General features: G+C 69.0%; 25 protein-coding genes. 6 read left to right on the top strand and 19 right to left on the bottom strand.

Going from position 1 to position 26,650, the window contains the following annotated elements:
• Positions 1–41: 41 nt before the first annotated feature.
• Positions 42–1,136 (top strand): PA0069 family radical SAM protein, encoded by a 1,095-nt coding sequence (locus tag AC07SQ_RS27170; protein ID WP_495273321.1) that lies wholly within the window; start codon positions 42–44, stop codon positions 1,134–1,136.
• Between the two features lie 92 nt (positions 1,137–1,228).
• Here AC07SQ_RS27170 and AC07SQ_RS27165 read toward each other — a convergent pair whose 3' ends face one another.
• Positions 1,229–6,334 (bottom strand): DUF5801 repeats-in-toxin domain-containing protein, encoded by a 5,106-nt coding sequence (locus AC07SQ_RS27165; RefSeq protein WP_495273322.1) that lies wholly within the window; start codon positions 6,332–6,334, stop codon positions 1,229–1,231.
• A gap of 286 nt (positions 6,335–6,620) precedes the next feature.
• On the opposite strand from AC07SQ_RS27165, the gene AC07SQ_RS27160 reads away from it, so the two are divergent.
• On the top strand, positions 6,621–7,451 hold the full coding sequence (locus AC07SQ_RS27160; RefSeq protein WP_492695060.1) for a helix-turn-helix transcriptional regulator: 831 nt from the start codon (positions 6,621–6,623) through the stop codon (positions 7,449–7,451).
• 113 nt (positions 7,452–7,564) lie between these two features.
• A complete protein-coding gene (locus AC07SQ_RS27155) occupies positions 7,565–8,074 on the top strand; it encodes a gluconokinase (protein WP_240531376.1) in 510 nt (169 codons plus the stop codon).
• 143 nt (positions 8,075–8,217) lie between these two features.
• On the opposite strand, the gene gnd is transcribed toward AC07SQ_RS27155, so the two are convergent.
• A complete protein-coding gene (gene gnd / locus AC07SQ_RS27150) occupies positions 8,218–9,639 on the bottom strand; it encodes a decarboxylating NADP(+)-dependent phosphogluconate dehydrogenase (RefSeq protein ID WP_495273323.1) in 1,422 nt (473 codons plus the stop codon).
• Between the two features lie 143 nt (positions 9,640–9,782).
• On the opposite strand from gnd, the gene AC07SQ_RS27145 reads away from it, so the two are divergent.
• Complete coding sequence (locus tag AC07SQ_RS27145) at positions 9,783–10,766, top strand: AraC-like ligand-binding domain-containing protein (protein ID WP_495313013.1); 984 nt, start codon at positions 9,783–9,785, stop codon at positions 10,764–10,766.
• A 7-nt stretch (positions 10,767–10,773) separates the two neighbouring features.
• On the opposite strand, the gene AC07SQ_RS27140 is transcribed toward AC07SQ_RS27145, so the two are convergent.
• From AC07SQ_RS27140 to AC07SQ_RS27115, 6 genes are read right to left on the bottom strand one after another with little or no spacing between them, the layout of a single operon-like run.
• Positions 10,774–11,559 (bottom strand): SDR family oxidoreductase, encoded by a 786-nt coding sequence (locus tag AC07SQ_RS27140; protein ID WP_495273325.1) that lies wholly within the window; start codon positions 11,557–11,559, stop codon positions 10,774–10,776.
• Positions 11,556–12,149: a cysteine hydrolase family protein gene (locus AC07SQ_RS27135; RefSeq protein ID WP_495273326.1), complete on the bottom strand. Its 594-nt coding sequence runs from the start codon at positions 12,147–12,149 to the stop codon at positions 11,556–11,558. The genes AC07SQ_RS27140 and AC07SQ_RS27135 overlap by 4 nt, the downstream gene beginning before the upstream one ends.
• Positions 12,146–12,634 (bottom strand): aromatic-ring-hydroxylating dioxygenase subunit beta, encoded by a 489-nt coding sequence (locus AC07SQ_RS27130; protein ID WP_492741420.1) that lies wholly within the window; start codon positions 12,632–12,634, stop codon positions 12,146–12,148. The genes AC07SQ_RS27135 and AC07SQ_RS27130 overlap by 4 nt, the downstream gene beginning before the upstream one ends.
• Positions 12,631–13,998, bottom strand: coding sequence for an aromatic ring-hydroxylating dioxygenase subunit alpha (locus AC07SQ_RS27125; RefSeq protein WP_495273328.1), 1,368 nt, complete (start codon positions 13,996–13,998; stop codon positions 12,631–12,633). The genes AC07SQ_RS27130 and AC07SQ_RS27125 overlap by 4 nt, the downstream gene beginning before the upstream one ends.
• A 23-nt stretch (positions 13,999–14,021) precedes the next feature.
• Positions 14,022–14,987 (bottom strand): PDR/VanB family oxidoreductase, encoded by a 966-nt coding sequence (locus AC07SQ_RS27120; RefSeq protein WP_495273329.1) that lies wholly within the window; start codon positions 14,985–14,987, stop codon positions 14,022–14,024.
• Complete coding sequence (locus tag AC07SQ_RS27115; RefSeq protein WP_495273330.1) at positions 14,984–16,246, bottom strand: dienelactone hydrolase family protein; 1,263 nt, start codon at positions 16,244–16,246, stop codon at positions 14,984–14,986. Before AC07SQ_RS27115 ends, AC07SQ_RS27120 begins: the two co-directional genes overlap by 4 nt.
• A gap of 189 nt (positions 16,247–16,435) precedes the next feature.
• On the opposite strand from AC07SQ_RS27115, the gene AC07SQ_RS27110 reads away from it, so the two are divergent.
• On the top strand, positions 16,436–17,632 hold the full coding sequence (locus tag AC07SQ_RS27110; RefSeq protein ID WP_159277626.1) for an ABC transporter substrate-binding protein: 1,197 nt from the start codon (positions 16,436–16,438) through the stop codon (positions 17,630–17,632).
• Positions 17,633–17,642: 10 nt separating this feature from the next.
• Here the strand turns inward: AC07SQ_RS27110 and AC07SQ_RS27105 are convergent, their stop codons facing one another.
• The 5 genes from AC07SQ_RS27105 to AC07SQ_RS27085 all read right to left on the bottom strand — a co-directional run bounded on the left by AC07SQ_RS27105 (position 17,643) and on the right by AC07SQ_RS27085 (position 21,889).
• Positions 17,643–18,668, bottom strand: coding sequence for an AraC family transcriptional regulator (locus AC07SQ_RS27105; RefSeq protein WP_495273331.1), 1,026 nt, complete (start codon positions 18,666–18,668; stop codon positions 17,643–17,645).
• Between the two features lie 147 nt (positions 18,669–18,815).
• Positions 18,816–19,535: an arsenical resistance protein ArsH gene (gene arsH / locus AC07SQ_RS27100; RefSeq protein WP_495273332.1), complete on the bottom strand. Its 720-nt coding sequence runs from the start codon at positions 19,533–19,535 to the stop codon at positions 18,816–18,818.
• On the bottom strand, positions 19,519–19,950 hold the full coding sequence (arsC, locus tag AC07SQ_RS27095) for an arsenate reductase (glutaredoxin) (protein WP_495273333.1): 432 nt from the start codon (positions 19,948–19,950) through the stop codon (positions 19,519–19,521). Before arsC ends, arsH begins: the two co-directional genes overlap by 17 nt.
• A 30-nt stretch (positions 19,951–19,980) precedes the next feature.
• Complete coding sequence (locus tag AC07SQ_RS27090) at positions 19,981–21,267, bottom strand: arsenic transporter (protein ID WP_159277622.1); 1,287 nt, start codon at positions 21,265–21,267, stop codon at positions 19,981–19,983.
• Between the two features lie 304 nt (positions 21,268–21,571).
• On the bottom strand, positions 21,572–21,889 hold the full coding sequence (locus AC07SQ_RS27085; protein ID WP_159272634.1) for an ArsR/SmtB family transcription factor: 318 nt from the start codon (positions 21,887–21,889) through the stop codon (positions 21,572–21,574).
• 168 nt (positions 21,890–22,057) lie between these two features.
• Between AC07SQ_RS27085 and AC07SQ_RS27080 the strand changes: the two genes are divergently transcribed.
• Positions 22,058–22,786 (top strand): alpha/beta fold hydrolase, encoded by a 729-nt coding sequence (locus tag AC07SQ_RS27080; protein WP_495273334.1) that lies wholly within the window; start codon positions 22,058–22,060, stop codon positions 22,784–22,786.
• A 10-nt stretch (positions 22,787–22,796) separates the two neighbouring features.
• Here the strand turns inward: AC07SQ_RS27080 and AC07SQ_RS27075 are convergent, their stop codons facing one another.
• From AC07SQ_RS27075 to AC07SQ_RS27050, 6 genes are read right to left on the bottom strand one after another with little or no spacing between them, the layout of a single operon-like run.
• Complete coding sequence (locus AC07SQ_RS27075) at positions 22,797–23,420, bottom strand: 3'-5' exonuclease (protein ID WP_495273335.1); 624 nt, start codon at positions 23,418–23,420, stop codon at positions 22,797–22,799.
• Positions 23,417–23,809, bottom strand: a complete 393-nt coding sequence (locus AC07SQ_RS27070; protein ID WP_495273336.1) for a TfoX/Sxy family protein — start codon at positions 23,807–23,809, stop codon at positions 23,417–23,419. Before AC07SQ_RS27070 ends, AC07SQ_RS27075 begins: the two co-directional genes overlap by 4 nt.
• A complete protein-coding gene (locus AC07SQ_RS27065; protein ID WP_235926677.1) occupies positions 23,806–24,201 on the bottom strand; it encodes a VOC family protein in 396 nt (131 codons plus the stop codon). Before AC07SQ_RS27065 ends, AC07SQ_RS27070 begins: the two co-directional genes overlap by 4 nt.
• 26 nt (positions 24,202–24,227) lie before the next feature.
• Entirely contained in the window at positions 24,228–24,722 is a 495-nt protein-coding gene (locus AC07SQ_RS27060) for a GNAT family N-acetyltransferase (protein ID WP_255221040.1), read from the bottom strand.
• Between the two features lie 46 nt (positions 24,723–24,768).
• Entirely contained in the window at positions 24,769–25,653 is an 885-nt protein-coding gene (gene fghA / locus AC07SQ_RS27055) for an S-formylglutathione hydrolase (RefSeq protein ID WP_495273337.1), read from the bottom strand.
• Positions 25,650–26,579, bottom strand: coding sequence for an alpha/beta fold hydrolase (locus tag AC07SQ_RS27050; protein ID WP_495273338.1), 930 nt, complete (start codon positions 26,577–26,579; stop codon positions 25,650–25,652). The genes fghA and AC07SQ_RS27050 overlap by 4 nt, the downstream gene beginning before the upstream one ends.
• Positions 26,580–26,650: the final 71 nt, after the last annotated feature.

Here is a 26,650-nt window from a genome sequence, read left to right as displayed (position 1 = left end):
AGTTATTCGACTTGTTTCCTGTTTCCTTCCAAGGACTCGCCATGCCCGCCGCCCAGGTTCCCATCCACATCATCAAGGGCCGAGGCGCGGCCACGCGGCTCGCGCACCGGTTCTCCAAGGACGAACGCGACGCCTTCGACGACGGCTGGGGCACGCTGGAAGACGGCGAAGCCGAGGCCGCCGGGCTGCTGCCGCTGGCCACCGAGGTGCGCTTCGAGGACGTGAAGTCGGTGCTCAGCAGCAACGAGTCGCCCGACATCCCCTTCGACCGTTCGCTCAACCCGTACCGCGGCTGCGAGCACGGCTGCATCTACTGCTTTGCGCGGCCCACGCACAGCTACCTGAACCTCTCGCCCGGCCTCGACTTCGAGACCAAGCTCATCGCCAAGCGCAACCTCGTCGAGGTGCTGCGCGCCGAACTCGGGCGCAAGGGCTACCGCCCCAGCAACCTCGCCATCGGTACCGCCACCGACTGCTATCAGCCCATCGAGCGCGAGCTGCGGCTCACGCGCGGCGTGATCGAGCTGCTGAGCGAGGTGCGACATCCGTTCGCGCTGGTCACCAAGTCGAGCGCGGTCGAGCGCGACCTCGACCTGATCGCGCCCATGGCCGCCGACCGGCTCGCGGCCGTGTACGTCACCGTGACCACGCTCGACGGCGAGCTGGCGCGCAAGCTCGAGCCGCGCGCTGCCGCGCCGCACCGGCGGCTGCGCACCATCCGCACCCTGGCCGAGGCCGGCGTGCCGGTGGGCGTGAGCGTGGCGCCGCAGATTCCGTTCATCACCGAAGACATGGAGCAGGTGCTCGAAGCCGCCTGGGAGGCCGGCGCGCGCAGCGCCTTCTACACGGTGGTGCGGCTGCCATGGGAGGTGGCGCCGCTCTTCAAGGAATGGCTCGAGCTGCACTACCCGCAGCGCGCCGATCGCGTGATGGCGCGCATCCACGAGATGCGCGGCGGCAAGGACTACGACGCCGACTTCGCCACGCGCATGAAGGGCAGCGGCCTGTGGGCCGACCTGATCCACCAGCGCTTCCAGAAAGCGACACACCGGCTGGGCTTCAACCGCGAGCGGATCGCGCTCGACACCAGCGCGTTCCGCCCGCCCGGCGCGCAAGGGCAGGGCAGCCTGTTCTGAGTGCGAGCAACGCTGACGCGCCCCGGCCCGGACCGCTGCGGCTGACGAGGGCGGTCGCTAGGGCCGCCCTCGCTTCCACGCAATGCCCGGGCCTACATGAAGAAGTCGTCCAGCGGTGGCGGCGCCACGACACCCACCAGCTGCACTTCGAAGTCGGCGGTGCCGTTGCCGTCGATATCGGCCTGCAGCGTCTGGGTGGCGACGTCGAACCTCAGCTGTCCGGCTATGTTGGTGAACGCCGCATCGCCGAGGTAGCTGAAGGCGTCGTCCGCGTTCGCGTTGCCCGAAATGGCGTCGATGCCCGACAGGTCGAGCGTGTCCGCACCGCTCATGAATCCGGAGACCACGTCCCTGTTCGCACCGGCCGCACTCTCGGCCACGGCATTGAAGTCGTAGATATCGTTGCCATCGCCCCCGGTGAGCGAGTCCTTGCCCAGTCCGCCGGTCAGCGTGTCGTTGCCGCCGCCGCCGTTGAGCGTGTCGTTGCCCGCGCTGCCCTGGATCGCTTCGTCGTCCGCACCGCCGGTGAAGGCGGTGCCGCCGACGATGCCGACGTCCAGCACCTGCGTCGCGGTGGCGTCGCCATCGGCGTCCTTGACCGCCAGCGAGAACTGCAGGTTGGCGTCGAGCTGGCCGCTGTTGAGCGTGACGAACCCGATGTCCGAGATCTTGATGACGTCGTTGTCGGACGTGGCCGCTTCGGGGTTGGCCGTGCCGGGTGTTCCCGAGAATTCCTGCAGCGTGGTGCTGTTGCCGCCGGCCCCGGTCAGCGCATTGAGGTTGATGGCCGTGCCCGTCACGCCTTCGGTCGACACCAGCAGTTGCGCCCCTTCGATGACGTAGTTCTCGGTGCCGGTGTTGAAGTCGTTCGACTCGATGATGACCGCGCCGTCGTTGTTGTCCAGCGAGATGCTGTACGGGGCCGGAATGGTGCCGCCGGATTTGATGATGTCGGCGTTGTCGATGATGATGGCCTTCGTCGTGCGGCTGCCGTCGTCCGGGTCCACCAGCTTGAGCACGAGCACCAGGTCCTCGCTGCCGATGCCGTCGAACTTGAGGAACATGCCGGCGGCCTGCGTGGTCGGCGTCGCGGTCGTGAAGCCGAACGGGTTCGCGGCGAAGAAGTCGAGGTCCAGCACCTCGCCCTGCTGGATGGTGTCGCCCGCCACGCCGTTGGCCAGGTTGGACACGCTCACCCACGTTCCTGCCTGCTTGAACAGCTCGCCGTTCACGAAGGCGGTTCCGTTGGCCGTGCCCAACGGGGCTGCCGGAGCGATCGCCTGGATGTTGTTGGCACCGGTGCCGCCGCCCGGCTCGCTGTAGCCGGTGAACTGCACGAAGAAGTTGCTGCTCAACTGGGCCACCGACACGTCGGGCTGCGTCTGGTCGACTGTCGATGTGCCCACCGTGTAGCCGGTGAAGCCCAGCGCCTGGCCGGTCGAGACGGTGTTGAAGCCCGCGATGGGCGCGTTCAGCGCGAGCGAGTAGGTGCCGTTCACCTTGTCGAAGCTCAGCGTGCCGGTCGCGTTGGTGGTGGTGGCCGAGCCCGGGTCCGGCTTGTAGCTGAAACTCACGGCGAACGAGGCGCTCGTCGCCGTCTCGGAGGTCCAGGTCACCGTCGGGCTGGTGATCGCCGCATTGCCCACCGTGCCGGTCAGCGTGATCGCTGAAAAGTCGGAGTTGGAGACGCTGTAGCTCGACCGCGCGTCGGCGCCGATCTCGTAGTCGAAGGTGCCGGTGCCGCCGGGCGACGGGTTGCTGGTGTTCGCGTAGATGAGGTCGGTGCGGGCCAGGATGGTCGGGCCGTCGTCCTCGAAGTTCAGGGCCTGGCCGATGTTGAGGAAGTCCGAGCCCGTGTTCTGGTCGCCGTCCTTGTCGGTGATGGTGTCGGTGCGGGTCAGCACGACCAGATCGGCTGCAGTGAGCGTCTTCGAGTCGTCCGGGTTGGTGGCGTCCGGGTGCACGACGGCGCGCTGCTGGTCGAGCGTGACGAGGCCCGCAGCGTTCACGCTGACGGTGAAGACCAGCAATCCGCTGCCGGCCGTGCGCCCTTCGACCACGCCGCCGGCGGTGAGGGTCAACACCACGCTCTGGTTGCTGAGCGTGTCGACCAGGCCCGAGGCGACGCCTGCGCTCTTGACGCTCAGCGCGTAGGCGCTGGTGGTCGTGCCTGCACCGTCCGCGCCGTAGGTCGGCGTGCTGGTGAAGTTGTCGGCGAAGCTGGCCGACGCGTTGGTGGCCAGGATGGTTTCGTCCACTGTCAGTGGATCGGCGGCCGCCGTGTCGGCCACCGTGATGCTCGGCCCATCGTCCTCGAAGTTCAAGGCCTGGCCGATGTTCAGGAAGTCCGCGCCCGTGTTCTGGTCGCCGTCCTTGTCGGTGACGGTGTCGGTGCGGGTCAGCACGATCAGGTCGGCCGCGGCCAGCGTCTTCGAGTCGTCCGGGTTGGTGGCGTCCGGATGCACGACGGCGCGCTGCTGGTCGAGCGTGACGAGGCCCGCAGCGTCCACGCTGACGGTGAAGACCAGCGCACCGCTGATGGCGGTGCGTCCTTCGACCACGCCGGCGTTGACGGTCAGCACCACGCTCTGGTTCGTCAGGGTGTCGACGAGGCCCGAGGCGATCCCTGCGCTCTTGACGCTGAGCGCGTAGGCGCTGGTGACCGTGCCCGCGCCGTCCGCGCCGTAGGTCGGCGTGCTGGAGAAGTTGTCGGCGAAGCTGGCCGACGCGTTGGTGGCCAGGGCGGTTTCGTCCACTGTCAACGTGTCGGACGGTGCCGTGTCGGCCACCACGATGCTCGGCCCATCGTCCTTGAAGTTCAGGGCTTGGCCGATGTTGAGGAAGTCCGAACCGGTGTTCTGGTCGCCGTCCTTGTCGGTGATGGTGTCGGTGCGGGTCAGCACGACCAGATCGGCCGCGGCCAGCGTCTTCGAGTCGTCCGGGTTGGTGGCGTCCGGATGCACGACGGCACGCAGCTGGTCGAGCGTGACGAGGCCCGCAGCGTTCACGCTGACGGTGAAGACCAGCGCACCGCTGATGGCGGTACGCCCTTCGACCACGCCGGCGTTAATGGTCAGCACCACGCTCTGATTCGTCAGGGTGTCGACCAGGCCCGAGGCGATGCCCGCGCTCTTGACGCTGAGCGCGTAGGCGCTGCTGGTCGTGCCTGCGCCGTCCGCGCCGTAGGTCGGCGTGCTGGAGAAGTTGTCGGCGAAGCTGGCCGACGCGTTGGTGGCCAGGGCGGTTTCGTCCACCGTCAATGCGTCGGGCGGTGCCGTGTCGGCCACCACGATGCTCGGGCCGTCGTCCTTGAAGTTCAGGGCCTGGCCGATGTTGAGGAAATCCGAACCTGTGTTCGGGTCGCCATCCCTGTCGGTGATGGTGTCGGTGCGCGTCAGCACGATCAGGTCGGATGCGGCCAGTGTCTTCGAATCGTCCGGGTTGGCGATGTTCGGATGCACGATCGCACGCACCTGGTCGAGCGTGACCGTGCCGGCGGCGTTGACGCTCACCGTGAAGACGATGTCGCCTGTGGCGGCCGCCGCGGCGTCCGTGCCCTGGCGTCCCTCGACGACGCCCGAGGCGTTGAGGAACAGGAACACGCTGTTGCCGGTGGCCACGTCGTCCAGCCCGGAGTCCGCGCCGCTGGTCTTCAGGCTCAGCGCGTAGGCGCTGGTGACCGTGCCTGCGCCGTCCGCACCGTAGCTCGGCGTGCTGGAGAAGTTGTCGGCGAAGCTGGCCGACGCGTTGGTGGCCAGGGCGCTCTCGTCCACCGTCAATGCGTCGGGCGGCGCCGTATCGGCGACCGCGATGCTCGGCCCGTCGTCCTCGAAGATCATCTGCGAGCCGATCTGCGCCGTGGCGGTGGACGACCTCAGCAGCCGGAACCCTCCGATGTCGAAGTCCGCGTGCGTGTTGCCCGAGGCATTGAGGGCCGCCCCGTTTTCGATGAGCACGCGGTTGTGGTCCGCCGACGTCGTGTACTCGATCGATTGGCCGGCCACGACGCCGGTGATGGTCGCGACGCCGCCGGTGATGCTGATGGCGAGGCTCGAACTCAGTCCGCCTTCGGCGCCGGCCGAGAAGGTTTCGAGCACGGCCCCGGTGGCGGAGTTGAGCACGCGCACGCTGGTGATCGCAACCGTCGCGTCGCCTGCATAGCCGTCGATGAAGCTGTTGCCGGACTCCGCCGCCGTGCTGAAGGCCGAGATCTTGACCTGGGCACTCTTGCCGCTTTGCAGCTGCACCACGTCGAAGTCGGCGGTCCTCGCGCCGAACATGCCGGTGAAGTCGATGTTCGACTCCAGGTCGGCCTCGTTCTGGTCCAGGTTCGGAATGGTGACGTCCGCCCGGGCGCCCGTCACGAACGTGAAGCGGATGCCTTCCTGCTCGGTGATCATCTGGCTGTTGGTGCCGAACGTGGTCGGGCCGCCCGCCTTGCTGGTGTTGATCGTGTCGCCGGTCGAGATGTTGATGTCGTCGGCGGTGCTGTTGGGGTTGGCGCCGGACTGGTTGGCCGGGTCCTTGCCCGTCGCGATGATCGACACGTTGGAGATCCGGCCATCGACGATGGTCGGACTGCCGGTCGTGAACATCAGGAACAGGTTCTGGCCGGAGGGCGCGTCCGCGAGGTTGAACTCCGTGTCCTGGCTGACGCTGACGAAGACCTTGTCCGTCAGGTCGATCGGATCGTCGGCGTTGGCCGCGTCGGGGTTCGACATCGCTTCGTACTGGACGGTCCAGATCTTGGCGCCGTTCACCGGGCTGCCCGTCTCTTCCAGGTAGGCGGCGAACACGACGACGTTGAGGGCGGTCTTTCCGTAGACGACGTTGTTGTTGGTCGTGTCGGTGTACAGGAAGATGTCTTCGCCGTCGGCGGTGTTGAGGCCGCTGTCCAGGCCATTGAGCGGCGCGCCGTTCGCGTCCGTGAAGGACATGTCGGTGACCGTGCCTGTCACGCTGAACGTGAAGGCGTTGGTGCCGGTGTTGGTCCCGTTGTAGCCACTCAACGCCGCGTTGATGGCGGTGCCGACGCCTTGGGCCGTCAGGCGGGTGCTGAAGGCGGTGGGCAGCGAACTTGCGGAGATGTCATTGTCGTTACTGTCGCCGGCGGCAGCGGGAGTAGCGGCAAGGTTCTGCAAATTGGCGGATTCATCCAGGGTGACGGTCGAGCCGGCCGTCAGGTTGAGCGCAGCCATGGGAACTCCTTGGTTGAAAAGATGCGCCGACTGGAATCAGTGCTCCCGATTGACCTGCATGCACTGGCGATCAACCACGTTCACATATCAGCAGAAAGGGATGCTGAACCGCCGGGCTGCGCCCTGTCCATAGGATAAAAGTTGTCACCCACTGGGTGATGTGCCGCGCCGATCGCGCGCCCTTACCCTTTGATACCTTGCGAGGTCGGCAGACCTGTCTGCAGGAATTTGTGGTCTTTATCATTAAGCTCCGGCTGCCTCCCAATAGGCACCTCGGAGGGAAACCATGGAACAAGTCCCACTGCCGTCTGCTGGGCTGGAACCTGCGTGGAACGCAGACCCGCTGCCGTTCATGCAGGGCTTGCGTCCCCTGTCGCCGTTCGCGCCCTTCGTGCCACCCGCGCTGTTGGCATCGGACTGCTTTCAACCGGCGTTCCCCGACCTCCCTTGCCCTGCGGCCGACCTCCGCGTGCCGGTGCTTGTCGCCACCGGCACCGGCCGCGCGTCACCGCGGTTCGGGCAGGGCCTGCTGGCCTCGCGGCAGCGGGCCGGGCGGATGTACGAGGTCGCGTGCGTGCAGGTGAACAGCCTCTTCGAGCTGGAAGCCCGCTGCCGGCCGCAGGCGCCGCGCTTGCTGCTGGTGGACATCGCGCTGATGGCGCCGGAGAACGTCGCCAGCCTGGACGGTCTGCGCCGCCGCTTTCCCGCCACCGACTGGCTCCTCGGCTGGGAGGCGCCGTCCCCGCAGGGCCTGGACGCCGCGCTCCGCAGCCAGGCGCGCGGCAGCGTCGAGTGGGCCGCGAGCGCCGAGCAGCTTGCGCAATCGCTGGACGCCGTGCTGGCGGGTACCCTGGGCTTTCCGGGGCCGGTGGTGCAGGCGCTGTACCTGTGCGTGTTGCGCGCGAAGGCCAGCGGCGGGCGGCCGGCGTCCGGCGGCACCACGCCGGCCCTCCGGCTGACTGCACGGGAAGACGAGGTGCTGTCGCTCATGCACCGGGACATGACCAACAAGCAGATCGCCGAGCGGCTCGGCATCAGTGTCAACACGGTCAAGAAGCACCTCGCGCACGTGTTCGCGAAGCAGGGGCCGCACAGCCGGCGCTGGCACCTCGTCTGAGCCGTGGCCGGCACCGGCTTTGCGCCCACCCGGGCGCCGACGCGGTAGATTCGTGACCGCGCGTGCCGGCTCCGGCACGCGCCTGTCAGCTTCAACAAAGGTCAAGGGTGCGCATGAACAGGGTCTGGCTCGTGGTGATGGGGGTTTCGGGCTGCGGCAAGTCCAGCATGGGCGCGGCGCTGGCCACGGCGTTCGGGTTGCCGCTGATCGAGGGCGACGACCACCATCCGCCCGCCAACGTCGACAAGATGAGCCGCGGCATCGCGCTCACCGACGCCGACCGCGCCGGCTGGCTGGCCACGCTGGGCCGCGCCCTGGCCGACGCGCCGCAGGGCGCCGTCATGACCTGCTCCGCGCTCAAGCGCAGCTACCGCGACCAGCTGCGCGCCGCCGCGCCGGGCCTGCGCTTCGTGTTCATGCAGATCGACCGCGCCGAAGCCGAGCGCCGCGTGGCCGCGCGCGCGGGCGCCGGGCTGCACATGTTCCCGGCCAGCCTCGTGGCCAACCAGTTCGCCACGCTCGAATCGCCGGTGGGCGAGGCCGGCGTGCTGGCGGTGGATGCGACGGCGCCGCTGGCGCAGTCGGTCGGCGTGGTGCGCGACTGGCTGGCCGACGCCGGCTGAGTCGCATCACCTGAAGAGGCGGCGAGCGGGCATTCACCAGAAACACCGCGGAACCGGCTTTGCCGGGCCGCTGGTGTTGCCCCCGGTAGGGGGTTGGCGAAGCGACACGAAGTGCGCGAAGCCTGGGGGCGAGCCCAATTTATTTATTCGATGACTTCGGGCCAGTCGGTGTGGAAGAACTGGCCTTCGGGCTTGTCCACGCGTTCGTACGTGTGCGCCCCGAAGAAATCGCGCTGCGCCTGCAGCAGGTTCGCGCTCAGGCGCGCCGTGCGGTAGCTGTCGTAGTAGGCCAGCGAGGCGCTGAAGGCCGGCACCGGGATGCCGTTGCTCACCGCCAGCGCCACCACCTCGCGCCAGTTCTGCTGCGTGCGGTTCAGCAGGTCTTGAAAGAACGGGTCGAGCATCAGGTTGCCCAGCGCCGGGTCGCGGCGGAAGGCGTCGGTGATGCGGTTCAGAAAGCGCGCGCGGATGATGCAGCCGCCGCGCCAGATCGAGGCGATGCCGCCCAGGTCGAGCTGCCAGCCCTTCTTCTCGCCCATGGTCTGGATCAGGTCGAAGCCCTGCGTGTAGCTGATGACCTTCGAGGCATAGAGCGCGTCGTGCACCTTGGCCACCAGCGCCTTTTTCTCCAGCGACAGTGCGATCTTCGGCCCCTGCAGCAGCTGGCTGGCCGCCACGCGCTGCTTCTTCTGCGACGACAGCACGCGCGCCTCGACGGCGGCGTTGATGGTGCTGATGACCACCGCGTTCTCGGCCGCGTTCAGCAGCGTCCACTGGCCCGTGCCTTTCTGGCCCGCCTTGTCCAGGATGAGGTCGACCACCGGCTGGCCGGTTTCGGGGTCTTTCTGCTCGAGCGCCTTGGCGGTGATCTGGATCAGGTAGCTCTGCAGCTCGCCCTCGTTCCATTCGTTGAAGATCGCGGCCATCTCGTCGGTCGTGAAGCCGGCCGCCTTGAACAGGCTGTAGGCCTCGCAGATCAGCTGCATGTCGCCGTACTCGATGCCGTTGTGCACCATCTTCACGTAGTGGCCCGCGCCGCCCGGGCCGATGTGGATCACGCAGGGTTCGCCGTCGACCTTGGCCGCGATGCTCTCGAAGATCGGCTTCATCACCTCCCAGGTCGACGCCGGGCCGCCCGGCATGATCGACGGCCCCTTGCGCGCGCCTTCCTCGCCGCCCGACACGCCTGCGCCGATGAAGCGCAGGCCCTTGCTCGCAAGGTAGGCGTCGCGGCGTTCGGTGTCGGTGTACAGGCTGTTGCCGCCGTCGATGACGATGTCGTCCTTGTCCAGCAGCGGAATGAGTTGTTCGATCACCTGGTCCACCGGCGCGCCGGCCTTGACCATGATCTGGATCTTGCGGGGTCGGGCCAGGCTCTGGACGAACTCTTCGAGCGTCTTGGCGCCCACCAGCTGCTTGCCGGGGTTGGCGGCAATGAAGGCCTCGGTGGTGGCCTCGGTGCGGTTGTAGACGCTGACCTGGAAGCCGCGGCTTTCCACGTTCAGCACCAGGTTCTGTCCCATCACGGCCAGGCCGATCAATCCGAAATCGCTTTGCTTGCTCATGTGTGCCGGGCCCTTCGTGCGTGTGCGGTGGATGAAGCGGGCCATTGTGCCGGGCGCCCGCGCGGTGCGGCGTCGGAGGGCGTCTATACCCGCTTGGCAAACGGGCCCGGGCTGGCTATGTTGGCGGGATGACTTCCGCCGCCATGCCCGCAGCCCCTGCTGCGATCCACACCTGGTCGACCGACACCGTGCCGCCGCCGCAGCGGCTGGACTACTGGATCGGCGCGGTCTGCGAAGGCTTTCTCGAGATGGACGTGACCAGCCCGCTGGCCGGCCGCTTCGGCGCCTCGCTCGAATCCGCGCCGCTGGGGCCGCTGCACGTGAACCGCGTGCGCGGCAGCGCGCAGGACGTGTACCGCACGCGCCGCGCCATCGCCCACAGCCGCCACAACTTCTACTACCTGCTGTGCAAGGCCGACTCGCCCTGGGTCGCGGTGCAGGAAGAGCGCTCGGCGCGCCTGCTGCCCGGCGACGCGGTGCTGGTCGATTCGCGGCGCTGCTACGCCTTCCACCTGCAGCAGTCGGCCGACACGGTGTCGATCGAGCTGCCGACCGCGTGGGTCGAGTCGTGGCTGCCCGACGCCGGCGATCACGTGGCGCGCCGCATCGACGGCCACAGCGGCTGGGGCGCGGCGCTCAGCGGCTTCGCGCAGGCGCTGTCGCCCGAGGTGGCCCTGCGGCCGCCGCTGCCGGCGGCGCTGCTGGCCGACCAACTCGGCGGCCTGCTGGCCCTGGCGCTCGGCCCGGGAGGCGGTGGGGCGATGCCCGACCCGTGCGGCCGCGCCGCCTTGCGCCAGCGCGTGCTCGACGCCACCCGCGAGCGCCATGCCGAGCCGGGCCTCACGGCCGCGGCTGTGGCGCAGGGCCTCGGCATCTCGGAGCGCAGCCTGCACCGCTGCCTGGCCGAAGGCGGCGGGGCAGGGGCAGGCGCCACCACCTTCGCCAACGCACTGGCCGCCTGCCGCATGCAGGTGGCCCAGCGCATGCTGGCCGATGCGCGCTTCGACCGCCTGAGCGTGGCGCAGATCGGCCTGCGCGTCGGGCTGGCCGACGCCTCGCACTTCGTGCGCCTGTGCCGCCGCCACCTGGGCGGCACGCCGGGGGCGCTGCGGCAGTCGCGCGGCTGAACGGCGGCTAGGCCCCGAACCAGTCGCGCGCCGAGCGGCCCTGGTCGGGCCCCAGCATCGAGAAGCCGCCGTCGACCGGGATGTCGGCGCCGGTGACGAAGCGCGCCGCGTCCGAGCACAGGAACAGCACCACCTGCGCCACGTCGTCGCCGTCGCCCACGCGGCCCAGCGGGTGCATCGGCGCGCCGACGCGGTCGGCCCGTGCGCGGTCGCCGTCCGCCATGCGCGACAGGGCGTCCGACCAGGTCCATCCCGGCGACACCGAGTTCACCCGCACGCCCCGCGGCGCCAGCGTGGCGGCCTGGTTGCGCGTGAGCTGCAGGATGGCGGCCTTGGCCGCCGGGTACAGCGCCCGGCCCGTCGCGCCGAACTTGCCGCCGACGCTGCCCATGTTCACGATGGCGCCGCCGTGCGCGGCCAGCGCGTCGGCGGTCTTCTGCACCAGCATCGCGCCGGAGACCAGGTTGACGTTCAGCGCGCCCAGCCAGTCGGCGCGCGCGGCATCCAAGCCTGCGTCGCCGTAGACCACGGCGTTGTTGACGAGAAAGTCGATGCGGCCTTCTGCGCGCAGCACGCCGGCCACGAGCGCATCGAGCGCGTCGTCCGACGCGATGTCGCAGGCAACGAAGCGGCAGCCCGCGCCCACATCGGCCGCCAGCGCGGCGCCGCGCGCCGTGTCGATGTCGACCGCCACCACGCGCGCGCCGGCCTGCACGAAGGCGCGCACGATGGCGCTGCCCAGCAGCGCAGCGGCGCCGGTCACGATGGCGACCTTGCCTTGCAGCGGGGTCATGCGCGGCCTCCCATCTGCGCGACGGCATCGTCCACGCGCACCACGTCCGCGAGCATCGCCAGGGTTTCGAGGCTCGCGGCCTGCAGGTGCGCCTGCGCGGTGCTGCAGGCGTCGGCCACCACCGCCACGTCGTAGCCCAGGTCGCTCGCATGGCGCGCGCCGTGCTCGACGACGTGGTTGGTCGCGATGCCGGCCACGTACAGGCGGCTGGCGCCGGTGGCGCGCACCGCCTCGTCGAGCCCGCTGGCCCAGAAGGGGTTGTTGCGCTTGTGGGTGACGACGGCTTCGCCCGGCCGCGGCGCGAGTTCGTCGTAGAAGCCCGCGCCCCAGCTGCCCTCCTGCACCGCGCCGCTCTCGGCCACGCGGCGGAACAGCGTGCAGTTGCGCAGGCAGTCCGCGTAATCCGGCGCGAAGGCGATGCGCACGAAGATCACCGGCACGCCGTTCGCGCGCGCCCCGGCGATCAGCCGGGCGGCCGAGGCGATGAGGCGCGGGCGCGCCGGGTCGTCGGCGGCCACGCCCACGCGCACCTTGCCGTCGACGTGCAGCACGTCGTTCTGGTAGTGCATCGCCAGCAGCGCGGCCTTCACAGGAACACCTGCAGGGCTTCGTGCGGCGCGTCGCAGTTGACGAGGTCGACGCGCTTGGTCTGGATGCGCCAGCCGTCGTCGGCGCGGCGCAGCGTGTGCAGCACGCTGCCGCCGAAGGTGCGCTGCTCGGTCTTGCGCCACTCCAGCAGCAGGAAGGTCGAGCGCACGGTGCAGACCGCATCGTCGTCGCGCGACTCGAGCGCGATGTTGCCCAGCACGTGCACGGTGCGCGTGGGCGGCTGCTGCGAATAGGCGCGCGCCTGCTCGAGCCGCCGCGCGCGCATCGAGCGCAGCAGGGCGTCCTCGCAGAACAGCGAGGCGTGGTTCAGGTGGTCGGCCTGGCCGTGCACCAGTGGCACCCAGTACAGGCCGTCGGGCGTGAAGAGCTTCTGCCATTCGTCCCAGCGGTGCTCGTCGAGCAGGCGTGCTTCGTGGTGCAGGAACTGCGTGAGGTCCTGCTGTTCGTTCCAGTCGCGGAAGTTCATTCGGCGCTCCCGGTCTGTTCGTTCGTCTTTGCACCCGTGTCGACACCCATGTACCCGGCCCACGCCGCGAACATGTTGCGCGAGGGCATCTCGCTATTGCCGTTGGACGCGCGCCCGCCCGGCAGCGGCTGGTCGCGCCCGGCGGCGCGGTGCATGCTGACCCAGTCGCCGCCGTCCGAGCCCAGGCCTTCCTGCACGCGGTTGTAGGCCTCCAGGTCGTCGGGCATCACGTTCGACGAGGGCGAGTTGACGATGTTGGTGTACTTGAGCGTGCGCTGGAAGGTGGCCTCGGGCGCACCCTTGAGCCGGAAGCTGAAGATCTCGACCAGCGTGCGGTCCACCGACAGCGGCCGTATCACGCGGATCTGCTGGAACGAGGTGTGCGGCGAGCAGCTCGGGTACACGATGGTGTTGTGCCGGTTCACGCGCAGGATCGCGTCGGCCTCTTCGGCGCCCTTCGCGGCTTCGAGCGAGGCCACGTAGGCCAGGCTCACCGGGTCGGTGGGCGGCACGAAGATGCCTTCCATGAAGCCGTGGCCGTGGTCGTAGCCCTTGAGCTCCAGCTTCTCCCAGAACTCCAGCGGCTCGCCGTTGCCGTCGACGATCACCACCTCGAAAGGCTTGGGCGTGCCGGCCGGCATGGCCTCGTGCTCTTCCTTGGCCGCGCGCCACGACGACTCGTGCGTGGCCACGGCGTGGATGGTGTCGTGCAGGTTCTCGAAGAAGATCTTCCAGTTGTTGCGCTGGATCACGCGCTGCACGCCGCCGGCCACTTCCACTTCGCCCTCCGGCGCGCGGTCGCAGAAGTTGTCGAGCGACGTGGCCACGCCGCCCAGGAACTCCTTCAGCTCGGGCCCGTCTTCCGACAGGCTGGCGAACACGAAGCCGCGGTGCGAAGCCACGCGCGCCACCTTGCGCACGCCGTACTGCGGGTCCTTCAGGTCGAGCGCGGTGCATTCGTAGCCGCTGCGCAGCGGAACCGACAGCAGGCTGCCGTCGCACTTGAAGGTCCAGCCGTGGTACAGGCAGCGCAGGAACTTGCCGGCGCTGCCGCTGCCGTCGGGCACGAGCTTGGCGCCCTTGTGCGGGCAGCGGTTGAACATCACGTGCACCTGGCCGTCGGTGTGCCGCACCATCACCACGGGCTCGCGGCCCAGGCGGGTGGTGAAGTAGTCGCCGGGCTTGGGCACCTGGCTTTCGTGGCCGATGTAGATCCAGGCCTGGCCGAACACGCGGTCCATTTCCAGCTCGAAGATGGCGGGGTCGGTGTAGACGCGCTTGTGCACGCGGTCGGGCTGCACGAGCGACTGGATGTCGATCGGGCTTGTCGCCGCGATGGGGATGATGGGGATCACGGAATTCATCGGGTGGGTCTCCTGAAACGTCATCAGATGTCGAGCACCAGGTGCGGCGTCTTGGCGCGCGACACGCAGGTGCACAAGGTCTTGCCGTCCGCCTTCTCGCGCGGACTGAGGTTGTGGTCGCGGTGGTCGGGCACGCCCTCGACCACGTCCACCACGCACACGCCGCAGTCGCCCTGGCGGCAGTCGTACAGCGGGTCCAGGCCGGCGGCGATGAGCACGTCGAGCAGGCTCTGGTCGGGCGCCACGGTCAGCGTCTTGCCCGAGCGCAGCGTGCGCACCTCGAAGGGCGCATCGCCCGCCTGCTCGATGGCGCCGGCGAAGAGTTCGAAGTGCACGTGGTCGTCGGGCCAGCCGAGCGCGCGGGCGGTGTCGACCACCGCCTGCACCATGCCGCGCGGGCCGCACACATGCAGGTGGCGACCGGGCACGGGCGCGGCCAGCAGCGCGCGCAGGTCGAGGCCGCGTGCCGGGTCGCCGCCGTCGTGCACCACGGTGCCACCGAGCGCGCGCACCTCGGCCAGGTAGGCCGTGGCTTCTTCGCTGCGCGTGGCATAGACGAAGTCGAAGGGGCGGGCTTCGGCCGCGAGCGATCGCGCCATGCACAGCAGCGGCGTGATGCCGATGCCGCCCGCAAGGAGCAGCGGCGGCGCGTTGCCCGCGTGCAAGGCGAAGTCGTTGCGCGGTGCGTGCGCGGCCAGCGCGGTGCCGGGTTGCAGCGCGTGCATCCAGGCCGAGCCGCCCGCGCCCTGCGGTTCGCACAGCACGGCGATCTCGCAGCGGTCGGAGCCGTCGTGCGGCTTGGCGAGCGAGTAGGCGCGCTGGCCCGCGTGGCCGTTGGCCTGCACCACCTGCACGCCCAGGTGCGCGCCCGGCGTGAACGGCGGCAGCGGCTCGCCGCTGGCCGAGCGCAGCACGAAGGCCTTGATGGCCGGCGTGAGCGGCGTGACCGCGTCCACGACCAGCGCCAGCATGTCGGCGGCGTGGCTCATCCCAGGGGCAGCGCCGGGTCGGCGATGGTGAGGCCGGTCGATTTTTCCCAGCGCGGCATCAGCGTGTTCGACGGCTGTGTTTCGTCGACCAGCTTGCGCGCCGTCTCGGCGCCGGCCACGGGCAGGCCCTTCGGATCGAGCAGGCCGATCTGCACCAGCACGCTGGCCTGGTCCCAGTAGATGTGCTCGTGGTAGAGCTTGTCGCCGCGGAACTTCACGATGGCCACGAGCGGAATCTCCACCGGCTTGCCGGTGGGCGCGATGCCCGGGAGCAGCCAGTCGATCTCGACCGTGTGGGTGAAGCTGAACAGCATCTCGTCCACGATCTGCGTGGCGCCCACGGTGCGCGAGATGGGCGTGAGCCGTGTGTCGGGCGGCGTGCTCGGAATGAAGTGGTGCTTGTAGAAGCGCGACAGCTCCTTGGCGCCCACGCCGCCGGTCATGGTCGGGATGTGGTTCACGTAGGGCTCGCTCACCATCGTGGCCATGGTGGCGACCACGTCACGCGTGGCGAACTCGTACTCGCAGTGCTTGTCCCACAGCGCCGAGAGGTCGTACACCGGGCCGATCGCGTCCTTGAACAGCGCCATCGAGCGCTGGTGCGCCATGAGCGTGGAGGGCTTGTCGAAATGGTCGCCGCCGGTGCGCGCAAAGGCGTGGTCGACGCCAGGGTAAACGTACATCTGCGCATCGGGCCGGCCGGCGAAGGCTTCGAGCACCTGGGCGCGGGCCCCAGGCGGGCAGAACTGGTCGAGCTCGGCGAAGTGCAGGGCGATCGGGCATTCGATTTGCGGCACGAGGTCGAGCGCACCTTCGATGCCCACGCCGTAATAGCCCACGGCCGCGTCCACGCCCGAGTGCGCGGCGGCCAGGTAGGCCAGCTTGCCGCCGAGGCAGAAGCCCAGCGCGCCGACCTTGCCGGTGCAGGCCGGGTGCGCGCGCAGCGCCTTCACGCTCGCCGTGACGTCGGCCACGCCGGCCTCGATGTCGAACTTCTGGAAGAAGCCGAAGGCGCGCTGCCAGTCTTCGGGCGAGTAGCCCAGATCGACGCCGGGCTCCATGCGCCAGAACAGGTCGGGCGCGAGCACCACGTAGCCTTCCTGCGCATAGAGGTCGGCCACCTCGCGCACGTAGGCATTGACGCCGAAGATTTCCTGGCACAGCACGATGCCGGGGCCGCGCCCCGAAGCCGGCAGGGCCAGGTAGCCGCGAAAGGTCTGGGTGCCGTCGCCGGCCGGGATGTCGATGGTGTCGCTCATCGGTTCGTCTCTCGAAGTGGTGGGGTCGGCGGCGATTCTGGGGAGCGCGCCGGCCTGTTGTCTGTCCATTTCGTGCAGCGGTTTCGGTCGCACGAAACGGATAGCGGGGCGCCGCCGCCGCACAGAGACTGCGCCCTGCATTTGCAGCAGCCCCCCACGTTCAACGAACTCACCCCGAGGAGACCTTTCATGTCGCAGGCCACGCCCCGATCCGTCTTGTGCGCGCTCACCGTCCTGGTGGGCGCGCTGGCTTTACCCGCGCAGGCGCAGACCGCGCAGACCGTGAAAGTCGGCCTGGCGATGGACCTGTCCGGCCCCTTCGCCGTCGGCGGCGCCGAGGCCAAGGCCGGCTTCGCCGTGGCGATGAAGCAGCTGGGCGGCAAGCTCGGCGGCGTGCCGGTGGAGTTCGTCGAGGCCGACACGGCCGGCAACCCCGAGATGGCGCGCCAGGTGGTTGAGCGCATGCTGCTGCGCGACAAGATCGACCTGTTCACCGGGCCCGTCGGCTCGTCGGTCGCGCTGGCCGTCGGCCCGCCGCTCTTCGCCGCCAAGGTGCCCTACCTGTCGAGCAACACCGGCCCGAGCGACTATTCGGGTGCGCGCTGCAACCCGTACTTCTTCGGCGCCTCGTACCCGAACGACGCGTACTACGAGTCGGCCGGCAAGTTCGCGAGCGACAAGGGCTTCAAGAAGGTCGCGATGATCGCGCCCAGCTACCCCGGCGGCAAGGACGCCATCAACGGCTTCAAGCACACCTTCAAGGGCGCCGTGGGCGACGAGCTGTACACCAAGCTCGGGCAGCTGGACTACTCGGCGGAGCTGGCGCAGATCCGTGCATCGAAGCCCGATGCGCTGTACTTCTTCCTGCCCGGCGCAATGGGCGTGAGCTTCATCAAGCAGTTCGTCGGCGCGGGGCTGTCGAAGGACGTGGCGCTGATCTCCACCGCCTTCTCGGCCGACGAGGACATGATCCCCGCCGTCGGCGAGCCGATGCTGGGCCTGTTCAACACCGCGCACTGGTCGTTCGACCTCGACAACCCGGCCAACCAGCGCTTCGTGGCCGCGTTCCGCCAGCAGAACAACGGCCGCAACCCGTCGTTCTATGCCGGCCAGGCCTACGACGTGCTCATGGCGATGGATGCGGCGGTGCGCGACGTCGGCGGCAAGGTGGCCGACAAGCCCGCGCTGCTCAAGGCGATCAAGGCGGCCAACTACAAGTCGGTGCGCGGCGATTTCCGCTACGGCCCCAACAACTTTCCGATCCAGAACTACTACCTGCGCGTGGTCGCCAAGGACGGCAGCGGGCGCATCGCCAACAAGGTGATCGGCACCGTGCTGGAGCGCTACCAGGACCGCACCGCCGCGCAGTGCGCGATGAAGTCCTGAGGATGGGTGTTCAGTGCCGCGCGGCCGGGAGCCGTGCGGGATCGCGCGAGGTGTCGCGCGGCAGCTGTCCGAAGCGCTCGCGGTAGCAGGCGGCAAAGCGGCTCAGGTGCGAGAAGCCGCAGTTCAGCGCCACCTCGGTGACGCTGGCGCCGTCGTGCCGCGCCAGCAGTGCGTGCGCGGCGTCGAGCCGCATGTTGCGCAGCACCTCGCCGGGCGAGAGGTCGCGGTAGCGGCGGAAGAGCAGGGCGAGGCCGCGGCGCGTGACGCCCGCGGCCTGTGCCACGTCTTCGAGCGACAGCAGTGAGTCGAGCCGCTCGCGCATGAATTCTTCGGCCCGGCGCAGTTGCCGCAGGCTGGTTTCTTCGGTGCCGCGCTGCGCGTCGGCGTGCCGCTGCAGCACCGAGTTGGGTCGGTGGCACAGCAGGTAGAGCATGAGGTTGTCTTCGCAGTGCGCGAGCCAGCGCGGGTCGTAACGCTCGAACTCGGTGGGCGGCAGCAGCGAAGCCAGGCTCGCCACCATGCGGCACCACTGCGTGCCCGCCGCGTCGTCCAGGCGCAGGGGCATGTCGAAATCGATCTCGCCCACGGTGTCGCCGCCGCGCAGCGCGAAGGCATGGCGCGCCACCTCCTGCAGGCGGCTGAGTTCGATCTTCAGCATCAGCTGTTCGCAGTCGGCATGCCAGCGCAGGCGCACCGGCTTGTGGGCCGAAATGATGGCGCCCTGGCCGGGGTGGATCTGCAGCGTTTGTCCGCCGGTGTGGATGTCGGCGCGGCCGCGCAGCGGCATCTGCACCAGAACGAAGTTGCCAAGCGCGTCGGGCTCGATGTCGACGTCGCAGCCATAGCGCAGGATGCACAGCGACAGTGCGCTCATCTCGGCGCGGCAGAAGATCGCGTCGACATCGCCCGAGCGCCACACGCTGCGGTGCGGCTTCAGCTCATGGGCCACGCGCGCGTGCGTCTCTTCGGCCTCGCGCGAGCGGAAGACCTCGCGCCTGTACAGCGGGGACAGTTGCTGACTCGACCATGCGTCCATGGACACTCCTGCGGGGCCAAAGTGGGGAAAGCGACGGAAACGGACGCTTTTTTCTACGCTGGAATCTACGTGGGTGCGCCGCGCGCCGCCATGGGAGTTGCCCGGGCAACGGGCGTCCCCGTTGCAAGAAGCTTGCCGGGCTTGTGTCTAAATGCTGCGCAGGTTGACCCGCTTGGACAGGGCCTCCGCGCTCTCGCGCCGTTCGCTGTAACGATCGACCAGGTGGTCCGCGCAGTCGCGCGTGAGCAGCGTGAACTTCACCAGTTCTTCCATCACGTCGACCACGCGCTCGTAGTAGGGCGAGGGCTTCATGCGGCCTGCATCGTCGAATTCGAGGAAGGCCTTGGCCACCGACGACTGGTTGGGGATGGTGATCATGCGCATCCAGCGACCCAGAACGCGCAGCTGGTTCACCGCGTTGAACGACTGCGAGCCGCCCGACACCTCCATCACCGCGAGCGTCTTGCCCTGCGTGGGCCGCACCGAGCCGACGGCCAGCGGAATCCAGTCGATCTGCGCCTTCATGATCCCGGTCATCGCGCCGTGGCGTTCGGGCGAGGTCCACACCATGCCCTCGGCCCACTGCGCGAGATCGCGCAGCTCCTTCACCTTCGGATGGTCTTCGGGTTCGCCGTCGGGCAGCGGCAGGCCGCGCGGGTCGTAGATGCGGGGCTCGGCGCCCATCGCGCGCAGCAGGCGCGCGGCTTCTTCGGTCAGCAGGCGGCTGTAGGAGCGCTCGCGCAGCGATCCGTACAGCAGCAGGATGCGTGGTGCGTGCGTGGCGCGTGCGGTGGGAAGCAGCTCCTGCAGGCGGGGGACGCGGAACGCGTCGGCGTCGACATGGGGCAGATCAGGGCTTGGCGACACGCTGGCCTTTCGCGTCGATCACCGCTTCGCCGTCTTCCTTGGCGAATGCGCCTTGCTGCGGCTTGGGCAGGATGTCGAGCACGGCCTCCGAAGGCCGGCACAGGCGCGTGCCGAGCGGCGTGACGACGATGGGGCGGTTGATGAGGATCGGGTGCTGCAGCATGAAGTCGATGAGTTGTTCGTCGCTCCACTTCGGATCGCCCAGGCCCAGCTCGTCGTACGGCGTGCCCTTCTGGCGCAGTACGTCGCGCACGGGCACGCCCATCGCCGCGATCAGCTGCGTGAGCGTGGCGCGGTCGGGTGGGGTCTTCAGGTACTCGATGACGGTGGGCTCGTCGCCCGTGTTGCGGATCAGCGCGAGCACGTTGCGCGAGGTGCCGCAGGCGGGGTTGTGATAGATGGTGATGTCGCTCATGGCAGGCTCGTTGAGAGAAGAAAAAATGGATCAGCCCAGGCTGAGCCGCAGCGCCAGCGCGGCGAGCGTCGCAGCCAGCACGGGCAGGGTCAGCACGATGCCGATGCGGAAGTAGTGGCCCCAGGTGATGGTCATGCCCTTCCTGGCGAGCACGTGCAGCCACAGCAGCGTGGCGAGGCTGCCGATGGGCGTGATCTTCGGGCCGAGGTCGCAGCCGATCACGTTGGCATAGACCATGGCCTCCTTCACGAGGCCGACCGCGCCCGAGGCCTCGATCGACAGCGCGCCGACCAGCACGGTCGGCATGTTGTTCATGACCGAGGAGAGCACCGCCGCGAGAAAGCCGGTGCCCATGGCCGCGCCCCAGACGCCGCCTTGCGCGAACAGGTTCAGCAGCGTGGCGATCTGGCCGGTGAGCCCCGCGTTGCGCAGCCCGTAGACCACGAGGTACATGCCCAGCGAGAAGACGACGATCTGCCAGGGCGCGCCGCGCAACACCTGGCGCGTGCCGATCACCGGGCCGCGTGCCGCCACCGCGAGCAGGATCACCGCGCCGAAGGCGGCCACGGCGCTCACCGGCACGCCCAGCGGCTCCAGGCCGAAGAAGCCCACGAGCAGCAGCGCGAGCACGACCCAGCCCGCGCGGAAGGTGTCGCGGTCGCGGATCGCATCGGCGGGTTGCTTGAGGCGAGCCATGTCGTAGTGGGCGGGAATGTCGCGCCGGAAGCACCACAGCAGCACGCCCAGGCTCGCGAGCACGGCCGCGACGTTGACTGGCACCATCACCGAGGCGTATGCGTTGAAGCCGATGCCGAAGAAGTCGGCCGACACGATGTTCACGAGGTTCGACACGATGAGCGGCAGGCTGGCCGTGTCGGCAATGAAGCCCGCCGCCATGACGAAGGCCAGGGTGGTCGCCGGCGTGAAGCCGAGCGCCACGAGCATGGCCATCACGATGGGCGTGAGGATCAGCGCCGCGCCGTCGTTGGCAAAGAGGGCCGAGACCGCGGCGCCCAGCAGCACGATGAAGGCGAACAAGCGGCGGCCGTTGCCGCGACCCCAGCGGGCCACGTGCAGGGCGGCCCACTCGAAGAAGCCGGCCTCGTCGAGCAGCAGGCTGATGAGGATGACCGCGATGAAGGTCGCGGTGGCGTTCCAGACGATGGCCCAGACGACGGGGATGTCGGTGAGCTGCACCACGCCGAAGAGCAGGGCGATGACGGCGCCCAGGGAGGCGCTCCAGCCGATGCCGAGGCCGCGGGGTTGCCAGATGACGAGCAGCAATGTGCCGGCGAAGATGAGGAGGGCGGTGGTCATGTTCTTCTGTTCAGGGGGTGTGCACAGGCCACCGGGTACTTCCCTCCGCGAATGTCCCCCGCCCTTCGGGCTCCTCCTTGATTTCGCTGCGGGAAGCACCCGGTGTCCTGCGCACGGGACGCGGTGCTGGTGTGCAGCGGATCAACGACCGCTCTGAACACGCTCACGTCGATGGGGTGCCTTGCGCAGCGAAATAAAGGAGGAGGGGCGAAGCCCCGGGGGACATTCGCGGAGCAAGGTGCCCCGTCGGCGGGAGCACGCCAGAGCACACGCACGCTGCGTGCAACAGCACAAGCTTTCATGGTCAGCAGTCGCAGGTGGTCGCCGGAAGACAGGGCTCGCCTTGGCAGCAGTTCTCGGTGAGGTAGCCGAGCAGGCCGTTCATCCGGTCGAACGACGCGCGGTAGATGAGGTTGCGCCCCTGGCGCTCCTGCGAGACGAGGCTCGCGTTCACCAGCTCCTTGAGGTGAAAGGACAACCCCGTCGCCGGTACCGCCAGCGCTTCGGTCAGCGCACCCGGCGTCAGCCCGTCGGGCCCGGCGACCACCAAGGCACGGAACACCCGAAGGCGCACGGGTTGCGCGAGTGCGCCCAAGGCGCGGACCACATCGTTTTCTTCCATTATTCAAGTATCTTTGAATTATTGAATCGAGGCAACCCGCGGCGCAAAAAGACCGGTGGCACGAATCGGCCATCGCCCTGGCAGGCAACGGCCATCCACGACGTACCGCTTTTTCTACAGTCGCCCTCGGTCCATTCCCCAATGACGCATCCAACGAAGGAGACACCCATGTCCGACACCTATGTTCTGGTTCACGGCGCCTGGCACACCGGCGCCGAAATGGAGGCCGTGGCCGACGGCCTGCGCGCGGCCGGCCACACCGTGCATTGCCCCACCGTGGCAGGCAACAACCCCGGCGACGACCGCGCGGGCACCGGCCTGGCCGACGCCATTGCGTCGGTGGTCCGCTTCATCGAGGGAAAAGACCTCACGCAGGTGCGGCTCGTGGGCCACAGCTACGGCGGCATGGTGATCTCGGGCGTGGCCGACCGCATCGCGGCGCGGCTGCGGCGGCTGGTCTACATCAACGCCTTCGTGCCGTTCGACGGCGAAGCGCTCAACGACATGGTGCCGCCGCATTACGTGACCATGTTCGACGCGGTGGCGGCCGCCAACAAGAACGCCGTGATGCTGCCCTTCGAGATCTGGCGCGAGGCCTTCATCAACGACGCCGACCTCGCGTTGGCGCAGTCCGCCTACGACAAGCTCAACCCGCACCCGTACCGCACCTTCACCGACAAGATCCAGCTGAAGCAGCCGCTGGCGGCGCTGGCGCTGGGCAAGTCGTACGTCAACTGCCAGCAGGACACGGCGCTGCCGCACAGCCTGCCGTGGCATCCGCGGCTGTCGGAGCGGCTGGGGTTGTTCCGGCTCGTGGAGTGCCCGGGCAGCCACGAGATGTTCTTCTCGAACCCACAGCGGCTGGCGCAGGCGATTCTCGAAGCAGGGCGCGACTGAGGGCGGAGGTTCAGTCGTTCGGGAAGAGCGCGTCGAACACGCGCAGCGACGCATAGGCGTCGTTGGCCGCGTAGCGGATCTGCGACTCGGTGAGCTGCTTGTGCGCCCAGTTCGAGGTGGTCGCCTTGCGCGACTTGGCAAAGCGGCGGTTGAACATCAGCGCCACCGCCGTCTTCACGCCCACCGAGCGGCGGTAGCCGCGCCGGCGGAACTCGTCGTCGATGTCGAACACGGCCTGCGGCGCAATGGCCAGCCGCAGGCGGATCAGCGACAGGTCGCTCGAAAGGCCGAAGCCGACCTTGCGCAGTTCGGTGGACGCGAGCAGGCCCGCGACCACGGGGTTGCATTCGTCGCGGTGCAGCTGGAACAGCCAGGCCGTGTCGCGCGTGGCGAACTGCACCACGTGCGGACCGGTTGACACTTCGTTCTTCGCGAAGGTGGGGCGCGACTCGGTGTCGAAGCCCGCCACGCCGGCGTCGAGCAATTCGTCGGCGGCGCGCTCGGCTTCGGCGAGCGAGGTGACGACCACGATGTCTTTCAGGTCGAGGCTGTCGAAGGGGTCGAGCAGCGCGATCTGTTCGCGCTCGGGAAGCGGAGGGAGCCGGTGGCCGTGGTTGTTGTTCTGGTCGTTCACCGGGTCTTCGCTTTCGCGGCCTTGGGGGTTGTCTTGGGTTTAGGTTTGGGCTTCTTCTGCTTCGGCGGCTGGCCCGAACGCAGTGCGGCCTCGTAGGCCAGGCGGCCCCAGCGCGCGGCTTCCTCGCGGTCTTCGAACAGGTCGGCCGGCGCCAGGCGGTACGACATCGGCATCTCCTTGCCCTCGCGCACGTAGGTGAAGGGCGGCAGGTTCAGCGCGTCGAAGTGCGCGGCGCTGCCGGCGTCGGACTTGAGGTACAGCGTGTCCTTGGCGACGAGCGCGATCATGCGGCCCTCGTGCCACACGCCATGGCCGCCGAACATGCGGCGCGTCTCGATGCGGCCGAGGCGTTCGAAGGTCTCGTGCAGGCTTTGAACAAACGCGCTCATGACGTGATCTCGATGCGGTTGCCGTCCGGGTCGAGCACCACGCTCTCGTAGTAGCCGTCGCCGGTGCGGCGCGGGCCGTCGAGCAGCGGATAGCCGTCGGCCTTCAGCCGCTGCGTGAGCGCATCGACCTCGGCGTCGGAGCCGACCGAGATCGCCAGGTGCGTCCAGCCCATGCGCTGCGCGCCGGCCTCGGCGACCACGGGCGACAGGGTGCTCGTGGTCATGGCCTCGATGCGCGCGCCGTCGCCCAGGCTCAGGAAGCACGAGGCGAAGCCCTTGGCCGGGTTGACGTAGCCGGCGCCGGCGGTGGCGCCGAAGTAATCGACGTAGAAGCGCTTGCAGCGTTCGAGGTCGGTGGTCCAGAGGGCGATGTGGTCGATGCGGATGCGCATGGGGCAGGAAGGAAGTGCGGAGGGTGTCAGCCCGTGCGCCAGGGCGCGCGGCTGGGCGACCAATGGTAGGCGATGCGTTCGCGCCCGCTGCCGGGGTGGCGGTCGACCACGCCGCGCACGAGGCCGTAGCGTTCGTAGAAGCGCTGCGCCTCGGTGTTGGTGACGGCCACGTGCAGCCGCCAGCCGTGCGGCATGCGCACGCAGGCTTCGTCGAGCAGCGCCTTGCCGAGGCCCTGGCTGCGCAGGTGCGGCTCGACGAAGAGCTGGGCCACATACTCGCGCGCCGTGAGCAGCACCATGAAGGCCAGCACCTGGCCGTCGCGCTCGGCCAGCACCACGTCGGCGGGCGGGATGAATTCGGTCTGCACGCGCCGCAGCCAGTGGCCGATGGGCTCGACGTGGACGGCGCTGCGGTTGGCCGACACCCAGGCGCGGCGCCAGATGCCCGCGAGCACCATGTTCTCTTCGGCGCCGCCATCGCGCGAGCGCAGCTGGAAGGCAGGAATCTGGGCGGCGGACATGCGGACCATGATAGCCACGCCGGGTGCGAACCGCACCCCTTTGTAGTCAGGCGTTCAGCGTCTGCGCGTGGTGCGCGATGTGGTCCGCGATGAAGCTCTGGATGAAGTAGTAGCCGTGGTCGTAGCCCGCATGGCGGCGCAGCGTGAGCGGCTGGCCGGCGGCGAAGCAGGCGGCCTCGAAGGCTTCGGGGTACAGCTGTTCGGCGAGGAATTTGTCGGCCAGGCCCTGGTCGATGAGGATGCCCTGCGGATAGGGCGCCACGGTCTGCGATTGCATCAGCGCGGTGGCGTCGTGCGCGAGCCACTGCGCGCGGTCGTCGCCGGGCTCGCCCAGGTAGCCGGCGAAGGCCTTCTGGCCCCACGGGCACTGGGTGGGTGCGCAGATCGGCGCGAAGGCCGAGAGCGACTTGAAGCGCCCCGGGTGCCGCAGCGCCAGCGTGAGCGCGCCGTGGCCGCCCATCGAGTGGCCAAAGATGCCAATGCGCTCGCCGTCGATGGGAAAGTGGCGGGCCACCAGCGGCAGCAGCTCGTGCACGATCCAGCTTTCCATGCGCCAGTGCGTGGCCCAGGGCTCGGCGGTGGCGTCGAGGTAGAAGCCGGCGCCGATGCCGAAGTCCCAGCTGTCTTTTGCGCCCGGCAGGCTTTCGGGTTCGGCGCCGCGCGGGCTGGTGTCGGGCGCGATCAGCGCAACGCCCAGGCTGGCGGCCATGCGCTGCGCGCCGGCCTTCACCGCAAAGGTCTCTTCGTTGCAGGTCAGGCCGGCAAGGTAGAGCAGGGCGGGCACGGGCTTGCCCGCGGTCGCGGCCTGCGGCGGCAGGTAGACCGAGAAGCGCATCGGCAGGCCGATCTCGTGCGAGCGGTGCTCGACGAAGCGCTGCACGCCGCCGAAGGCGTGGTGTTCGGAAAGAAGGGTCGGGGCGGTGTCGGTCATGAAGAAGAGGTCGTCTGGCTGCGCAGCGCGGGCACGAGTTCAAGCACGGCGTCCGCGAAGGTGCGGGGCGCTTCCTGCGGCAGGTTGTGGCCCGCGCCGGGCACGAGGCGGTGCGAACGCGGCCCGCTGAAGCGGTGCGCGTGGGCCGAGGCATCGGCGGGCGGTCGCACGCCGTCGTCGATGCCGTCGAAGGTGATGGCGGGCACGGTGATCGTCGGCTGCGCGGCAAGGCGGCGTTCGATGTCGGCATAGGCCGGGTCGCCGGGCACGAGGCCGAAGCGGTGGCGGTACGAATGGATCACCACGTCCACGAAGTCGGGGTGGTCGAAGGCGGCGGCACTGCGCGCGAAGGTGGCGTCGTCGAAGGGCCAGGTCGGCGACCACAACTGCCACAGCAGTTTCGTGAGGGCCTTGCGGTCCTTCGCGAGGCCGGCGCGGCCGCGTTCGCTGTGGAAGTAGTACTGGTACCAGAGGCTGTGCTCGTTCTCTGCGGTGTCCGGCTCCATCGCCTTGGCGATGTTCTGGATGTTGTAGCTGTTGAGCGAGACCAGCCCCGCGCAGCGTTCGGGCCACAGCGCCGCCACCACGCAGGCGGCGCGGCCGCCCCAGTCGTAGCCGGCGAGCACGGCGCGCTCGATCTTCAGGGCGTCGAGCAGCGCGAGCAGGTCGGCGCCGAAGGCCGCCTGTTCGCCCGAGCGCGGCGTGGCGTCGGCGAGGAAGCGCGTGGCGCCGTAGCCGCGCATGTACGGCACGATCACGCGGCAGCCTTGAGCGGCCAGCATCGGCGCGACTTCGGCGTAAGTGTGAATGTCGTACGGAAAGCCGTGCATCAGCAGCACGGGCGGGCCATCGGCCGGGCCGGCTTCGTAATAGGCGACTTCGAGGACGCCCGCTTCGATGGTGCGCAGGGGTTCCATTCTTTCCATCACGAGATCACCTCCAAAGGGGGAGTCGATGTCTTTTCCAGGAACACCGCGGAACCGGCTTTGCCGGGCCG

It is taken from the genome of Variovorax sp. GW821-FHT06D12, assembly GCF_059419205.1.
This window is presented reverse-complemented; position numbering and strand designations above follow the sequence as displayed.

What these genes read in the sequence shown, in the direction of transcription:
- AC07SQ_RS27070 (WP_495273336.1), bottom strand. Translation starts at nt 23,809, where the DNA reads ATGAGCGCGTTTGTTCAAAGCCTGCACGAGACCTTCGAACGCCTCGGC.
- AC07SQ_RS27115 (WP_495273330.1), bottom strand. Translation starts at nt 16,246, where the DNA reads ATGAGCGACACCATCGACATCCCGGCCGGCGACGGCACCCAGACCTTT.
- AC07SQ_RS27160 (WP_492695060.1), top strand. Translation starts at nt 6,621, where the DNA reads ATGGAACAAGTCCCACTGCCGTCTGCTGGGCTGGAACCTGCGTGGAAC.
- AC07SQ_RS27155 (WP_240531376.1), top strand. Translation starts at nt 7,565, where the DNA reads ATGAACAGGGTCTGGCTCGTGGTGATGGGGGTTTCGGGCTGCGGCAAG.
- AC07SQ_RS27145 (WP_495313013.1), top strand. Translation starts at nt 9,783, where the DNA reads ATGCCCGCAGCCCCTGCTGCGATCCACACCTGGTCGACCGACACCGTG.
- AC07SQ_RS27050 (WP_495273338.1), bottom strand. Translation starts at nt 26,579, where the DNA reads ATGGAAAGAATGGAACCCCTGCGCACCATCGAAGCGGGCGTCCTCGAA.
- AC07SQ_RS27090 (WP_159277622.1), bottom strand. Translation starts at nt 21,267, where the DNA reads ATGACCACCGCCCTCCTCATCTTCGCCGGCACATTGCTGCTCGTCATC.
- AC07SQ_RS27125 (WP_495273328.1), bottom strand. Translation starts at nt 13,998, where the DNA reads ATGAATTCCGTGATCCCCATCATCCCCATCGCGGCGACAAGCCCGATC.
- AC07SQ_RS27120 (WP_495273329.1), bottom strand. Translation starts at nt 14,987, where the DNA reads ATGAGCCACGCCGCCGACATGCTGGCGCTGGTCGTGGACGCGGTCACG.
- AC07SQ_RS27060 (WP_255221040.1), bottom strand. Translation starts at nt 24,722, where the DNA reads ATGTCCGCCGCCCAGATTCCTGCCTTCCAGCTGCGCTCGCGCGATGGC.
- AC07SQ_RS27085 (WP_159272634.1), bottom strand. Translation starts at nt 21,889, where the DNA reads ATGGAAGAAAACGATGTGGTCCGCGCCTTGGGCGCACTCGCGCAACCC.
- AC07SQ_RS27170 (WP_495273321.1), top strand. Translation starts at nt 42, where the DNA reads ATGCCCGCCGCCCAGGTTCCCATCCACATCATCAAGGGCCGAGGCGCG.
- AC07SQ_RS27105 (WP_495273331.1), bottom strand. Translation starts at nt 18,668, where the DNA reads ATGGACGCATGGTCGAGTCAGCAACTGTCCCCGCTGTACAGGCGCGAG.
- AC07SQ_RS27165 (WP_495273322.1), bottom strand. Translation starts at nt 6,334, where the DNA reads ATGGCTGCGCTCAACCTGACGGCCGGCTCGACCGTCACCCTGGATGAA.
- gnd (WP_495273323.1), bottom strand. Translation starts at nt 9,639, where the DNA reads ATGAGCAAGCAAAGCGATTTCGGATTGATCGGCCTGGCCGTGATGGGA.
- arsC (WP_495273333.1), bottom strand. Translation starts at nt 19,950, where the DNA reads ATGAGCGACATCACCATCTATCACAACCCCGCCTGCGGCACCTCGCGC.
- AC07SQ_RS27110 (WP_159277626.1), top strand. Translation starts at nt 16,436, where the DNA reads ATGTCGCAGGCCACGCCCCGATCCGTCTTGTGCGCGCTCACCGTCCTG.
- AC07SQ_RS27140 (WP_495273325.1), bottom strand. Translation starts at nt 11,559, where the DNA reads ATGACCCCGCTGCAAGGCAAGGTCGCCATCGTGACCGGCGCCGCTGCG.
- AC07SQ_RS27130 (WP_492741420.1), bottom strand. Translation starts at nt 12,634, where the DNA reads ATGAACTTCCGCGACTGGAACGAACAGCAGGACCTCACGCAGTTCCTG.
- AC07SQ_RS27080 (WP_495273334.1), top strand. Translation starts at nt 22,058, where the DNA reads ATGTCCGACACCTATGTTCTGGTTCACGGCGCCTGGCACACCGGCGCC.
- AC07SQ_RS27065 (WP_235926677.1), bottom strand. Translation starts at nt 24,201, where the DNA reads ATGCGCATCCGCATCGACCACATCGCCCTCTGGACCACCGACCTCGAA.
- fghA (WP_495273337.1), bottom strand. Translation starts at nt 25,653, where the DNA reads ATGACCGACACCGCCCCGACCCTTCTTTCCGAACACCACGCCTTCGGC.